This window comes from Spirosoma aerolatum, from assembly GCF_002056795.1.
GTDB lineage: Bacteria > Bacteroidota > Bacteroidia > Cytophagales > Spirosomataceae > Spirosoma > Spirosoma aerolatum.
On sequence record NZ_CP020104.1, the window covers coordinates 4,718,742 to 4,730,954 of the forward strand.

Annotated in this window: 17 protein-coding genes; 11 read left to right on the forward strand and 6 right to left on the reverse strand. The window is 44.0% G+C overall.

The window, feature by feature from the left end; all coding sequences use genetic code 11:
- Positions 1–54: 54 nt before the first annotated feature.
- Positions 55–702 carry a DedA family protein gene (locus B5M13_RS19505; RefSeq protein WP_080057258.1) on the forward strand — a complete coding sequence of 216 codons (648 nt, stop codon included), beginning with the start codon at positions 55–57 and terminating at the stop codon, positions 700–702.
- 86 nt (positions 703–788) lie between these two features.
- Positions 789–1,532: a shikimate dehydrogenase family protein gene (locus B5M13_RS19510; RefSeq protein ID WP_080057259.1), complete on the forward strand. Its 744-nt coding sequence runs from the start codon at positions 789–791 to the stop codon at positions 1,530–1,532.
- Positions 1,533–1,557: 25 nt separating this feature from the next.
- Here B5M13_RS19510 and B5M13_RS19515 read toward each other — a convergent pair whose 3' ends face one another.
- The 5 genes from B5M13_RS19515 to B5M13_RS19535 form a co-directional block, all read right to left on the reverse strand.
- Positions 1,558–2,331: a glycoside hydrolase family 25 protein gene (locus B5M13_RS19515; RefSeq protein WP_179950455.1), complete on the reverse strand. Its 774-nt coding sequence runs from the start codon at positions 2,329–2,331 to the stop codon at positions 1,558–1,560.
- 193 nt (positions 2,332–2,524) lie between these two features.
- Positions 2,525–2,770 (reverse strand): hypothetical protein, encoded by a 246-nt coding sequence (locus B5M13_RS19520; RefSeq protein ID WP_080057260.1) that lies wholly within the window; start codon positions 2,768–2,770, stop codon positions 2,525–2,527.
- 82 nt (positions 2,771–2,852) lie between these two features.
- Positions 2,853–3,488 carry a peroxiredoxin gene (locus tag B5M13_RS19525; protein WP_080057261.1) on the reverse strand — a complete coding sequence of 212 codons (636 nt, stop codon included), beginning with the start codon at positions 3,486–3,488 and terminating at the stop codon, positions 2,853–2,855.
- Positions 3,489–3,624: 136 nt separating this feature from the next.
- On the reverse strand, positions 3,625–4,281 hold the full coding sequence (locus tag B5M13_RS19530) for a response regulator transcription factor (RefSeq protein WP_080057262.1): 657 nt from the start codon (positions 4,279–4,281) through the stop codon (positions 3,625–3,627).
- Positions 4,282–4,285: 4 nt separating this feature from the next.
- Complete coding sequence (locus tag B5M13_RS19535) at positions 4,286–5,857, reverse strand: sensor histidine kinase (protein WP_080057263.1); 1,572 nt, start codon at positions 5,855–5,857, stop codon at positions 4,286–4,288.
- A gap of 90 nt (positions 5,858–5,947) precedes the next feature.
- On the opposite strand from B5M13_RS19535, the gene B5M13_RS19540 reads away from it, so the two are divergent.
- Together B5M13_RS19540 and B5M13_RS19545 are read left to right on the forward strand one after the other, a co-directional pair.
- On the forward strand, positions 5,948–6,445 hold the full coding sequence (locus B5M13_RS19540) for a DUF3299 domain-containing protein (protein ID WP_080057264.1): 498 nt from the start codon (positions 5,948–5,950) through the stop codon (positions 6,443–6,445).
- A gap of 152 nt (positions 6,446–6,597) precedes the next feature.
- The gene (locus tag B5M13_RS19545; protein ID WP_080057265.1) at positions 6,598–7,029 is read left to right on the forward strand and encodes a hypothetical protein; all 432 of its coding nucleotides are present in this window, start codon (positions 6,598–6,600) and stop codon (positions 7,027–7,029) included.
- Positions 7,030–7,417: 388 nt separating this feature from the next.
- On the opposite strand, the gene B5M13_RS19550 is transcribed toward B5M13_RS19545, so the two are convergent.
- Complete coding sequence (locus tag B5M13_RS19550; RefSeq protein ID WP_080057266.1) at positions 7,418–7,759, reverse strand: helix-turn-helix domain-containing protein; 342 nt, start codon at positions 7,757–7,759, stop codon at positions 7,418–7,420.
- A gap of 135 nt (positions 7,760–7,894) precedes the next feature.
- Between B5M13_RS19550 and B5M13_RS19555 the strand changes: the two genes are divergently transcribed.
- The 7 genes from B5M13_RS19555 (at position 7,895) to B5M13_RS33825 (ending at position 11,589) form a co-directional block, all read left to right on the forward strand.
- Positions 7,895–8,179: a hypothetical protein gene (locus tag B5M13_RS19555; RefSeq protein ID WP_080057267.1), complete on the forward strand. Its 285-nt coding sequence runs from the start codon at positions 7,895–7,897 to the stop codon at positions 8,177–8,179.
- Positions 8,176–8,334, forward strand: a complete 159-nt coding sequence (locus tag B5M13_RS33510) for a hypothetical protein (RefSeq protein ID WP_155297299.1) — start codon at positions 8,176–8,178, stop codon at positions 8,332–8,334. The genes B5M13_RS19555 and B5M13_RS33510 overlap by 4 nt, the downstream gene beginning before the upstream one ends.
- Positions 8,334–8,828: a hypothetical protein gene (locus B5M13_RS19560; RefSeq protein ID WP_080057268.1), complete on the forward strand. Its 495-nt coding sequence runs from the start codon at positions 8,334–8,336 to the stop codon at positions 8,826–8,828. The genes B5M13_RS33510 and B5M13_RS19560 overlap by 1 nt, the downstream gene beginning before the upstream one ends.
- Positions 8,821–9,930 (forward strand): AAA family ATPase, encoded by a 1,110-nt coding sequence (locus tag B5M13_RS19565; protein ID WP_170061159.1) that lies wholly within the window; start codon positions 8,821–8,823, stop codon positions 9,928–9,930. The genes B5M13_RS19560 and B5M13_RS19565 overlap by 8 nt, the downstream gene beginning before the upstream one ends.
- Before the next feature lie 147 nt (positions 9,931–10,077).
- The gene (locus B5M13_RS19570; protein WP_012931201.1) at positions 10,078–10,389 is read left to right on the forward strand and encodes a transposase; all 312 of its coding nucleotides are present in this window, start codon (positions 10,078–10,080) and stop codon (positions 10,387–10,389) included.
- 5 nt (positions 10,390–10,394) lie between these two features.
- Positions 10,395–11,282: an IS3 family transposase gene (locus tag B5M13_RS19575; RefSeq protein ID WP_012931202.1), complete on the forward strand. Its 888-nt coding sequence runs from the start codon at positions 10,395–10,397 to the stop codon at positions 11,280–11,282.
- 22 nt (positions 11,283–11,304) lie between these two features.
- Positions 11,305–11,589: a hypothetical protein gene (locus B5M13_RS33825; RefSeq protein WP_179950456.1), complete on the forward strand. Its 285-nt coding sequence runs from the start codon at positions 11,305–11,307 to the stop codon at positions 11,587–11,589.
- Positions 11,590–12,213 lie beyond the last annotated feature (624 nt).

Sequence of the window (12,213 nt, forward strand, 5' to 3'; positions counted from 1 at the left end):
ATTCTTGTTGCTCCAACAGCCCGGTCTCTGTTCTTCATTTCTAACGCCTGTCTTATGGAATTAATCAAGTCCCTACTGGATTTCCTGCTTCACCTGGATCGTTACCTTGATCTATGGGCCAACGAATATGGAGTATTATTGTATGCCATATTATTCCTGATTGTTTTTACAGAAACCGGTCTGATCGTCATGCCATTGCTGCCCGGCGATTCGCTATTGTTTGCGGCTGGTGCATTGGCCGCCCGGCCTACCAACGAACTGAGCGTTTGGGTCATTATCCCTTTGCTTATCGGGGCCGCATTGCTAGGTGATAATGTCAATTATTTTGTAGGAAAATTCCTGGGTAGTCGGATTAAATCGAGGGAACGGATTTTATTCTTTAAGCGTGAATACATTGCCGAAACCGAAAAATTCTACGCTAAGTATGGCGGACGTACCGTAATTATAGCCCGTTTTATTCCCATCGTTCGAACCATTGCCCCCTTCGTAGCCGGAGCCGGTAGCATGAACTACAGCACCTATATTCGATTCTGTATTGCAGGAGCAATTTTGTGGGTAACGAGTATTTCATTGCTGGGCTACTTTTTCGGCAATTTCCCGATTGTTCAGAAAAACTTTGAACTGGTTGTATTTGGTATCGTTGGCTTATCCATTTTGCCAATTATTATCGAGTTTTTCAAAAAACGCGTATCGCGGGCTTAATTATTGCTTTCTCTGATTCTGTGGATTTGCGGGGCTTTGTTAATAAGACAGGCCCCGCAAATCCACAGATTTTTTAATCCAGCACTATGAACCGTTACGGGCTTATTGGCTTCCCCCTCACCCACTCATTTTCGCAACGCTATTTTTCTGAGAAATTTCATCGGGAAGGTATCGACAATAGTCAGTATGACTTATTCGAAATGCCCGATATAACAGCATTACCTGAATTGCTTACTTTGCCGAATTTGCGGGGGCTTAACGTAACGATTCCACACAAACAGGCCGTTTTACCTTACCTAGATCGGCTGGATACCTCTGCCGAAAAGATTGGTGCGGTCAATGTCATTAAACTGGAAGCTGACGGCTCCACAACAGGTTACAATTCAGATTACTACGGTTTTCGCCAATCCCTGACCAATTGGCTTACATCATTTGGACGCACGGCTAATAATTTAAACGCTTTGGTACTAGGTACGGGGGGCGCATCTAAAGCTGTAATCGTTGCGTTAAGTGATCTGGGAATTCCCTACAAATTTGTGTCACGTACCAAAACCGACGAACAGTTAACATACGACGAAGTCGAAGCGTTTTTACCGGACTACCATCTGCTAATCAACGGGTCACCAATCGGTATGTATCCTAAAATTGACCAGGCGCCTAATATACCTTATCAGCAACTAACCAATAAGCATTTGCTGTATGACCTGGTGTATAATCCGACAGAAACCCTGTTTATGAAACGTGGTCTGGAACAGGGCGCGGCTGTTCATAATGGATTGCGGATGTTAGAGCTACAGGCCGAAAAAGCTTGGGAAATATGGCAATCCTAATGGTTCTGCGAAACATAACTTATTATCATAAACAGATTTCCTGCATACGGTCTTCATCCATGACAAACACATTGAAGTCGACTTGCCCCCGAATTCCTTTTACCCAGCCGTTCTGATTGTGCTGCCAGAAATACAGCTTTTCGGCATCGTAACTCCGCAGGTGTTTGGTCGAATAGTCGGCTATCCAGAGCGGATAATCATCCAGATTTCCTTTAATATACCGCCGATACAGATTACCATTGGTATAAATAATCGGTCGAACCTGGTAATGCGCTTCGACGGTTTCCAGCCACGTTCTTAGTCCATTCACGATGGTTTCATCCGTTTGGCCGTTGACCACTTCGAAATCGACAACCGGTGCAAAATCGCCTGATTGAAGTTCGACGTGGCGAATGAAGTTAGTAGCTTGCTTTATCGGGTCACGAGTTGGGTGGTAGAAATGATAAGCCCCCCGGTGCAAGGCAATCTTTTTAGCTTCCCGCCAGTTTTTGCTGAAATGTTTATCAGACAAGGTGGCCCCTTCTGTTGCTTTGATAAATACAAACCGAATCCGAACTCCTTCCGCTTCCATCTTCCGCACACTCGCCCAGTTGATACGATCGTTATGCCTTGACACATCAATGCCATGAATGGTATAGCGCATGGGTAATCGAATCCCAAATGCCTGCACAAATCGCCAGTTCATTTCGTCGGGCCGCCTTGTACGAACAACCCAGATACCTACCAACAGAATAAAAAAGGCTATGATCCAAAACCCGTAGCGCTTCGAGATCAGCTTATAAAGAACACGAACTCTCATTCAGATAATGACTGGCTCTGTTTAATTCAATAAACAGCTCGCAGTTGCGTTTATGGAGATCCAAAGAATGATCAGCATCCATTTGACCCACTTTCAACACCGAAAATACAGCTTTCTTTCCGAACCTGTCGTATACCAAAAAAAGCCCGATGCAGTCGCAGCGAGCTTTTTTGGCAATAGTTCGCAGAAAAGCTTAGTCGTGCCCTTCCAGCTTTACTAACTTATTATAGAGGCCCAGCAACAAAAAGGGTGCTGCCCATTGGCCTACAAATAAACTCTTATGACGCTCACCCGTTGCCTGCAAGGCCAGGGATACAGCCATCGAGCCCAGCGAGGCCCATAGGAAAATATCAGAAGGCAACTTGGCGGTTTGTTCCTCAATGGCCGTTGCTACAGGGCCTTCCGAGTGCTCAGGATTGTCATTCTTGTTCTTAGCCATAACGTTTCGATTGTTTTGATTCTTTACAAATCAGCAACCGACCGTATTAGCATAAGGTTATTAAAGTGTTTGAATGGTCCGCTTACACATTCGGCTGTGGCGTAGTCCGCAGGTAGGGCTTCACAAACGTGACACCTTTCGGGAATTTAGCCTCCAATTGATCGTTCGGCACGGCTGGGGTTACAATTACATCTTCACCGTTTTTCCAGTCGGCAGGGGTAGCCACCTGATAGTCGGCAGTCAGTTGCAGCGAATCGATTACCCGCAGAAGTTCATTGAAATTCCGCCCCGTCGACGCCGGATAGGTCAATGTCAGCTTAATTTTTTTGTCGGGTCCAATGACAAATACCGAACGTACGGTTGCTTTTTCGCTGGCATTAGGATGGATCATATCGTAGAGTGTAGCCACGTTCCGATCGGGATCAGCAATGATCGGGAAGTTCACTTCCGAACCCGTAACATCTTTGATATCAGGCGTCCAACGGTTATGCGATTCCAGGTCGTCGACCGACACAGCGATCACTTTTACATTACGCTTACCAAATTCGTCTTTCAGCAATGCAGTTCTGCCTAGCTCGGTGGTACAAACCGGAGTAAAATCGGCTGGGTGCGAAAACAGCATACCCCAGGAATTAGCCAGCCATTCATGAAAGTGAATGTGGCCCTGGGTTGTATCGGCTTCAAAGTCGGGAGCAATATCGCCCAAACGCAGTGACATAATAAAGGGTGGTTTTAGTTGATAAATTCTACCTGATTAATATAGTAGTTATTGAATCTAAAACCGGCATTGAGCCGGTTTTGATGGGCAAACCTAAAAAATAAGCTATGAGTTCGCAATGACAGCGCTAATAAATTTAGATCAGTTTATCTTCGACCGCCATTCGGACCAGTTCAGCCGCATTACGAACCTGCAATCGACGCATCATATTGGCTCGGTGATTATCGACCGTCCGAACGCTAAGCTGCAGTTTTTCAGCAATCTCTCGGCTACTCATGCCGGCCACCAGAAACTGTAGAATTTCTTTTTCTTTGTTGGAAAGCTTCGACTGACGTTCGGCCCGATTCTGCTTGCTGCCCTTTTTGAGCTGCTGCATATAGCCACTCAGAATAATGGAAGCTACCGGCGAACTGTAGTATTTCTCTCCACTGGCAATAGTCCGGATCGCCTTGATCATTTCGTCTGACGACGAATCTTTCAGAATATACCCGTATGCGCCTGCTTCTACCGACCGTAAAATATAGTCTTCATTATTATGCATGGATAGCATTAGCACCCGCACATTTTTATATAACCGACTGATAACCTGTGCCGTTTGAATACCCGACATCCCCGGCAACGAAATATCCATCAAAATCAGGTCGGGTAGTTTTTCGGGGGTTTGCTGGTTGGCTTTTAGCTTATCAAGTGTTTCTTCACCATCGTTGGCTTCATCGATGATGTCTAACCCTTCGGCTTGTTCTAACAAAAGTCGGATACCATCACGAACGATTGAATGATCGTCCACCAGCATTAATTTAGTAGGTGTCATGTTGAGCAAAATGCGTTTGGTAGGGAATGCTAATCTGTAATTTAGTGCCCTTTCCGGGCGTTGAATTTATTTTTAGTTTACCGTTGACGAGTTTCGTACGTTCCAGTATGTTATGCAGCCCCTGCGATGGCGGGCGGGATTTGAGCATCCGCATTTGTTCTCCCTCCTGTATAGGCTTCATCAACCCATTCGGCTGGTTCACAGAGGGTACATCAAATCCTTTTCCATCGTCACTCACTACTAATTGTAAAGAGTTTCCTCGGTCCTTTAGTTCGATATGCACGTGAGATGGTTTGCCATGGCGTACGGCATTACTAACAGCCTCCTGCGTAACCCGATACAGCATGATCTCAACATTCTTATCCAGACGAGGCATGTCTGTCGTCAGATTTGTCTTAAATGTAACGTCAATTGTTTCACTTCGGTCTTGCTCGGCTAACATTTTAATGGCAGGTATAATCCCAAAATCACTTAACACACTGGGCATCAAATTGTTAGAAATCGTACGCGTTTCCTGAATAGTTTGAGTTACCAGACTTTTTAACGTTTTCAGATTTTTAGCATACGGGCTTACCCCATTTTGTTCGCCAACGATCATCTTGGCCAGTGCAGCCTCAAGTCCTTCAATCTGCAATTTGATAGCCGTAAGCATTTGCCCCAGCCCATCATGTAGCTCACGGGAAAGGCGTTTCCGTTCTTCCTCCTGTCCGGCAATCAGGTACGAGGTCCTCAGTTTCTGATCATCGATTTGTTGCTGGTATTGCAATTTGGTAGCCTCAAACAGTTTTTGACGGGTTTCCTTCAGCGATTTATTGGCATTCACTAATTTTTTATTAGCTGCCGTAGTACGACTTTCAGCTTCCACCAACTGATCAAACGTTTGTTTAAGTTTTCGGGTCGCTGGTCTGAAAATTAGTAAGCCAATGGCCACCAACGTAACCAGTGTAAAAATATACGAGTAGAACTCAATGGTACGCAGCAAGGTCAGCTTTGCCCGTAATTGCGCGTTACAAACAACGACAATCCGGTCTATTTTTTCCAGAAATGGCTTTTCGTTCGCCAGCATTAGCCGAAGGTTAGCCTGCACATCGGGCTGATGTACCTCTTCAAAATGCTGCAGCTTCATCATTCGATGTGCGCTTTGCTGAAACGCTTCAAACTGTGGCTTTATATCGGCATATAGCTGATTGATGGCATCAGAATAAACCATTTTTACTTCTCGGCCACCCGCACGGCCTTCGCGGGTTTCGAGATGGTACCGTTCAAAAACAGGATACAGTTGCCGAAGCTCGGCTACATTCTCGTCAAAACTACCTTGTTCGCTGGCGTCGGTGATCTGAAGTACCTGCTTGACAATCTGCTGACTCTGATGCCGTTGCAGGGCCGTTTGACGAACCACGACCATTTCATCTTCAATAACGCCGAAACGCCATTGCGACAGCCCCTGTCCGACGGTAAGTAGAACGGCCAGAATTAAAAACATCGTTATGTATAAACGAGTGAATCGAACGGGAATTACCGAACCGTCTTTTGCGTTATCCTGAAGTAAATCGGCCACTGAACAGCGTAATCAAGTCAAAATGATTTATAAAAGTAATCTTTTTTGTAGTTTTACCATTAGTTTCTATCGTTAAAGTCTTTCAACGCCATGAACCGTATCGTTATCGCTTTCCTATGCATATCGCTCGTAGCCTCGGCTTTTCGGCCTGCTAAGTTGCCCGTCGAGCTAACTACCTCAAAAGCTGCTCCATCCGTCGCTGCCGAGCCCGTCAAACTGTCGTGGGAAGTGTTGCGTGATGTGACGTTCAAGAAGAAATGGTATGCCGAAGAATCGGTGTATATGCTCTACCCTACCTTTGGCCAGAGTATTCAGAAACTGAATGGCAAAACGGTTGAGCTGACGGGTTATGTGCTACCGGTCGATCTGGAAACGAACGTGTATGTGCTTTCGGCATTCCCCTATAGTGCCTGCTTCTTCTGCGGTGGTGCTGGCCCGGAATCGGTCGTATCACTAAAATTCAAGAAATCGGACAAGAAGTTTAAGACGGATGAACGTCGGACCTTCCGGGGCACCCTTAAACTGAATGCAGACAATATTTACGAACTGAACTACATTCTGGCTGATGCTGAGATGGTTGGTCAATAAGTTGCTTCGTTTCAAAACAAAAATCCCGCCTATTCATATGAATAGGCGGGATTTTTGTTTTGAAACGAAGTCCCCCCGTCAAGTAGCTTCACAGGCTTTCCAACCTTTTATCATTGCGTTTGCTCTTTAGGCAAACCCTAATCAACAAGGTTATGAAAACGTCAGCTTTTCTTGCAGTAGGTTTCCTGGCACTTTTCGGACTTACCGAAAGCTGCACGAATCAAACAACTGCCCCCTGCGGCCAGCCCCAGCAGGTAACGGCCGATTCTGAATGCTATACGGGTAATGGCCTGCGACTAACAGCCAGTCAGTATGGCGATGCCCCTCTAAGTTTCACTTGGGATATTTATGCACTGAAAGATACCAGCCGCATTATGGGGTTTACATCGAAGGATGAAAAAATAAAAATGATTGAAGGCAGCACCTTTGTTGTACATGACAGCTTGGTAAGTAAGTACCAGCGACTAATTGTTAACGTAGCAGCTAACTGCGGAGGCCAACTCAAATACTCGAACTACTACGCATTTGTAAAAAAGACCTCGACGAGCAGCAACTGCACTACCTGGGTTAATCAAAACCAGTAACCTGGTTACGACGACTTGGCAGAATCAGCTGGCTTTCTATCCTCGACCCAAAGTTTAATGCTATTGCCTTCGGGTCGAGAATATGGACGAGCTTGCCATAATCGAAAACGGTATCTCATCCTCAACGGTTATACCATCGTGTATGAGCTGATCCTAGAAAATTGTAAATAAGCTATATAGAAGGGAATACTACCAAAAAAAATGCTGTCTCCGGTTTAGGAAACAGCATTTAAACGTGTACTTAGTGGAGAATATCGGACTCTAGCCGATATTCCCACAGCATTGCGATATAATCGCGGCACTGGCCGTTTCAAGGCCAAAACACCCCTAAACCCTACTTTCTTACTCTAGTGTTTAAAGTGTAACTGCTTTTTTGTTAACTATTTTGTTAAACCAGTTGTGCCGCGTTCGGAAAAAAACGTACCTGACTTTCAAGTAGTTTTATACGTTCGTCTTTCTCCTTTAGTAGCTTTTTATATAGCTCAATCACAATACTATCATTCTGCTCATTAGTTATAATAGCAGAACCTTCATTAGTGCCTTCGTAGAACTCATCAATATCAAAATCCAACAACGAAGCATACTTCATTAATACCTTACGGCTTATTGATTCTGCCTTAAAGTTCCTTTCTACTGCAACTCTAGTAATATCTAACCTTTCGGACAACTGCTTAATATTAAAGCCTTTAGCTGCCGCCATTGATCTAAGTTTTCTTCCTTGGTGTTCCATGTATGTAAAAAATGTTTGTTTTTAGTTGTATTGTAACATAAATCTTACCTATACTTGCCACCGTTATAACGGTAAAATATACCGCTAAAACGACAAATATCAAATTTAAATCTATCTTAAAATACATCATTCCCTATGCGTAAGAAAATAACAAAAAGCAAAGGTTTAATTGGCCGTTTATATGATTCGGCTAAACCCTCTGAACAACTTATGTTCCGGGCGGAACTCCTTAAGGCTCAGGAACAGTATGGAACTGATTATGCAAAACGGTTTCGCGATCATTACCAGTACTGCGAAAACCCTTATGAAGTGCTTTCGATCTATTTAGACTTAGCTCGTAAGTATTTGGGCTATGTCGATGGGCAACCTATGCCAACGGATTCAATGTTAGAAACCCTTCAAATGGAGCAAGCCGCATGAATCAACGTGAACAACTCCGTGAAATGCGTAGGCTCCTAGCCAGTGGCCGGGCCGAAGATCGTAAGAAAGCCAAAGATGTTCTGGCATCCATTGGACGCCATTCCAAGCAGGTAAAGAAAGAAGCGGCCAAACAACAAACCAGCCTTTTCGACTAATGACCGACATTCAAAATGGCTCCTACCTAATGGCCGGGGGAATCTGGGCGGAACTCAACAGGCGCAAATCATTTGCCCGGTTTGCGACCATTAAAAACCTGCTCAGTAGCCACATTACCCGAACGCTATACGACGAAAGCCGGGCCGATGTGCTAACTCTCATTAGCCGCAAAATCAGCCGGAAAGAATACCTGATAAAAAGGCAGGATGAAGAATTTAACGAACAACTACATAAACAGATAACCAGCGTAGAAAGCGAAATTTCTACGCTGTTGGCGTTCGTAAAAGCCTTTGACCGTATGGCCGAATTTATGCAGGATGAAACAGCCGGATTTGTCGAAGAATGGTATAGGGCCAAGCATCAAAACCTGATCTTAAACCAACTACTCGACGCACAAACCGAACTAGCCCACACATGGGGCGAAACGGCTTTTAAACTCTATGGTGACTATATCCAGCAACAAGCCACTTCCACCAAGTTCACCAATGCCTAACGACATCGACGCGCTAATTGAGCGCAATAATACCACTACGCCGATAGTACCTTTGTTGTCCCCTACGAAACCCACCAAAGTAAGCTTAAAAGACCTACAAAACAGGCGGTTAACCAATACCACCAAATACCCGGCTCCTACGCCGGTCATTCGCATTTCTGGCACTAACTACGCCAATGCCGGTATGATCTCAGCCTTAACCGGGCCACCTAAAAGCGGCAAAACAACCGTTATAGGTTTTATGATTGCTACCGCCTTTAGCCACTTCAACGACCGAGCGCAATCGCTCGACATAGAAACTACTTTTGCCAATGGTAGAGATGTGGTTTACTTGGATTTTGAACAGCACATATCTAGTACTCAGGATTTACAGGATAAAGTTTTAAAGTATGCCGGATTAAGCCAAACCCCTGAAAATCTATTCATTTATAATCTTCTGGAAATGTCGTTAGACGAACGCCGGGAAACGATTGACCTTGTTTTTAAGGAACACAAAATGCACCTATTAATTATCGACGGACTTGCCGATATTCTAACCAGTGTAAACGACGAAGAAAAATCGAATGCGCTGATAGAAGAATTGTCTTTACTTGCGTCCCGGCATAATACGGCAGTTGTGGTTGTCATTCACGAAAACAAAGGGGGCGGTTCTGTTCGTGGTCACTTAGGTAGCCAGATTGAGCGCAAATGCGCCGGGCTAATCTCGATCAAGAAAGACCGTGAGAAAAAGATACATAGTATAGAAAGCCGTTTGATACGGATAGGCGACGATTTTGAAACGGTCTACTTCCATTTCTCGGAAGAACAAAAACGAATGGTCTTACTAGATGCAGTAGCAACGGCAGAACTTAATGAAGAAGCGAAACAATCGGCGGCTGCTAAGAAAGAAGAAAAGACCAAAGGCTTAATGCACCTATGTTTTGGCAACCTTACCGAACTGCCAATTAAGGAGTTACGTGCCAAAGTATGCCATTTTTCGCCGGGTACAAATTCCGACAAAAACGCAGATTATCACATTAAACAGGCCGTTGACGCTGGCATAATAACCGTTACAGGCGAACGCCAGCATCGTCTATATACGTATGTCAAAGCGCAAGCATGAAAAATAGTACAATTAATTTTCCACCTTCAAACACACATTTTATGGTTAGCCAAATTGAAAGCCTTTCTAAAATCGTAAAGTGTCTTAACCCCCTGAATGGCTGGACAAAATTGCAAAAACAGTTTAGTCCTTTTACATTCAGATACCATGAGCAAACTAAGGCGGAGTTTTACTCCCGAAGACCGCTATTCCATCGTCCAGGAAGCAATCCGTGACGGCCATGCTGACACCTGTCGCAAATACAATCTATCCCCTTCATTGCTGCGCAAATGGCGATTGAAATATTTAAGCAAAGGCAAAGAAGGCCTCAAAGATTCCTATGCACGCGTCGATCCCCAGCTTCGAGTGCTGGAAGAAGAAAATGATCGCCTGAAGCGGATTGTAGCAAAACAAGCTTTGGAACTGGAGATCAAAAGCGAACTGCTAAAAAAAACGACTATTCAACCTCGGAGAAACTAGCACTAATGAAGCAGTTCGAACATCAAGTAAGTCGTACCCTGTTATGCCAGTGGCTTAGCGTGCCTCGGAGCGTGTCTTATTACCAACCTCAATCAGGTAGGCCTGGGGCAAAGCCCAGCCAGGTAACCATGAAACTGGATGGATCGTGGGTGGACAATCAACTGGTCGTGCTCAGTATTCGGCAACTGCTGGATGTTGAGTTCAATGCCCTTGGCTACGAATACATCACCCACGAGTTGAAAAAAGAGTACTTGATTAATAAAAAAAAGGTATATCGGCTCATGCAGGAGCATAATTTACTTCTGGGCAAAGTGTTCCGGCCGACAGGTAAGCGGGAGTTCGTTAAATTCAGACGAATTGTAGCTACCAAGCCCTTAGAATACCTATGTTGGGATATCAAGTACGTCTGGGTACAAGGGGAACGACGGAATTACTATCTGTTGAGCGTCATTGATGTGTATAGCCGCAAAATTCTGGATTGGCTATTCCAAGGCAGTATTCGCCAAATCGACTTGATCAATCTTTTTCGACGAATAAATCGGAGTCATGAACTGAAAGGGGTCATTTTGCGCAATGATAATGGCAGTCAATTCATTGCTCATTCAGTGCGTAACTTTTTGAAAAGCTCAGAGATCAAGCAGGAATTCACGCACGTAGCCACCCCTGAAGAGAACTCGTACATTGAAGCTTTTCACAGTATTCTAGAACATGATGTGATTGAGCGAAATGAGTTTGCCAGCTACTATGAGGCCAAAGAAATGTTAGGGCGTTATTTTTCCCATTACAACCATCATCGATTGCACCGTTCGATCGGTTTTATTACACCGCAGCAAAAGTGGGAGGAAGCAGAGTTAGTTTTTGACACAATCTTTTCAGAAAATCTGTCCAGTTAATAGGGGGCTAAGACAAAAGGATTTGCAAGTCGATTATAAGCTCACTAATGAACAAGCCTTACCAATTGCGGTGCAAATTCAACGCAACCAGATATTAGAAAACGGCTTAGTGGTATCTCGCTCAGATAGTTCACCTGCTGGCTTAGAAGCATTAGCCATTGCATTAGGCTATGATAAAGCCGAAAGCGTTAGTATTAATGGCAACCTGTCAGATATTGGAGACTCACTGAATGAGATTAAAGAAGTTATTGAATTGATTCCTGCATTTGTTAAGGCTCATAGAATGGGCAACTGGAATTTAGGATAAGAACAAATTTTTGAAATTAGAATTTTCAGCCCGGCCACCGCGCCGGGCTTATTTTTTGAATTGTATTTTTTGGGTATAGACAAGATAGATACCCCCCACCCCTATATAGACAGACAAGACAATTTATATATATAAGGGAAAGTTGTCTGTCTTGTCCATAACTATAGACAACTTATAAATTGTATTTGTCTGTGATTTTACCCAATAAGAAGCTACGAAAACATCGAAAACGGAATATTATTCCGTTTTCTTACCCTAATATCGCCATTAATCAGAATTATATACGGACAAGACAGACAACTTTCCCTTATATATATATCCGCTTGTCTTGTCTGTCTTATCCGTTGTCCAAATTTTCTATAAGCGGGGTTTATCTATTCGGCCTATACCGGGCGATCTGTAAAGGGAAACGGGTACTACTATTCGACAACTTTTTGAGGACTTTCTAAGGACTTTACGACAATAGGGCTGTTTTTCGGGTAGGACTTTTCGACAACTTTTTTAGCTAGCTTTACATATAATAGATTATATAACAAAGCATGAATATTTGGATTCGGCGATTACTGTGGGTAGCTGTAGTCACCGTTCTGCATCTCTTTACGGTTCTATTATTATCTTTTTTGT

What these genes read in the sequence shown, in the direction of transcription:
- B5M13_RS19505 (WP_080057258.1), top strand. Translation starts at nt 55, where the DNA reads ATGGAATTAATCAAGTCCCTACTGGATTTCCTGCTTCACCTGGATCGT.
- B5M13_RS19540 (WP_080057264.1), top strand. Translation starts at nt 5,948, where the DNA reads ATGAACCGTATCGTTATCGCTTTCCTATGCATATCGCTCGTAGCCTCG.
- B5M13_RS19575 (WP_012931202.1), top strand. Translation starts at nt 10,395, where the DNA reads ATGAAGCAGTTCGAACATCAAGTAAGTCGTACCCTGTTATGCCAGTGG.
- B5M13_RS19520 (WP_080057260.1), bottom strand. Translation starts at nt 2,770, where the DNA reads ATGGCTAAGAACAAGAATGACAATCCTGAGCACTCGGAAGGCCCTGTA.
- B5M13_RS19545 (WP_080057265.1), top strand. Translation starts at nt 6,598, where the DNA reads ATGAAAACGTCAGCTTTTCTTGCAGTAGGTTTCCTGGCACTTTTCGGA.
- B5M13_RS19510 (WP_080057259.1), top strand. Translation starts at nt 789, where the DNA reads ATGAACCGTTACGGGCTTATTGGCTTCCCCCTCACCCACTCATTTTCG.
- B5M13_RS19515 (WP_179950455.1), bottom strand. Translation starts at nt 2,331, where the DNA reads ATGAGAGTTCGTGTTCTTTATAAGCTGATCTCGAAGCGCTACGGGTTT.
- B5M13_RS19570 (WP_012931201.1), top strand. Translation starts at nt 10,078, where the DNA reads ATGAGCAAACTAAGGCGGAGTTTTACTCCCGAAGACCGCTATTCCATC.
- B5M13_RS33510 (WP_155297299.1), top strand. Translation starts at nt 8,176, where the DNA reads ATGAATCAACGTGAACAACTCCGTGAAATGCGTAGGCTCCTAGCCAGT.
- B5M13_RS19560 (WP_080057268.1), top strand. Translation starts at nt 8,334, where the DNA reads ATGACCGACATTCAAAATGGCTCCTACCTAATGGCCGGGGGAATCTGG.
- B5M13_RS19565 (WP_170061159.1), top strand. Translation starts at nt 8,821, where the DNA reads ATGCCTAACGACATCGACGCGCTAATTGAGCGCAATAATACCACTACG.
- B5M13_RS19550 (WP_080057266.1), bottom strand. Translation starts at nt 7,759, where the DNA reads ATGGAACACCAAGGAAGAAAACTTAGATCAATGGCGGCAGCTAAAGGC.
- B5M13_RS19530 (WP_080057262.1), bottom strand. Translation starts at nt 4,281, where the DNA reads ATGCTGGTGGACGATCATTCAATCGTTCGTGATGGTATCCGACTTTTG.
- B5M13_RS19555 (WP_080057267.1), top strand. Translation starts at nt 7,895, where the DNA reads ATGCGTAAGAAAATAACAAAAAGCAAAGGTTTAATTGGCCGTTTATAT.
- B5M13_RS19525 (WP_080057261.1), bottom strand. Translation starts at nt 3,488, where the DNA reads ATGTCACTGCGTTTGGGCGATATTGCTCCCGACTTTGAAGCCGATACA.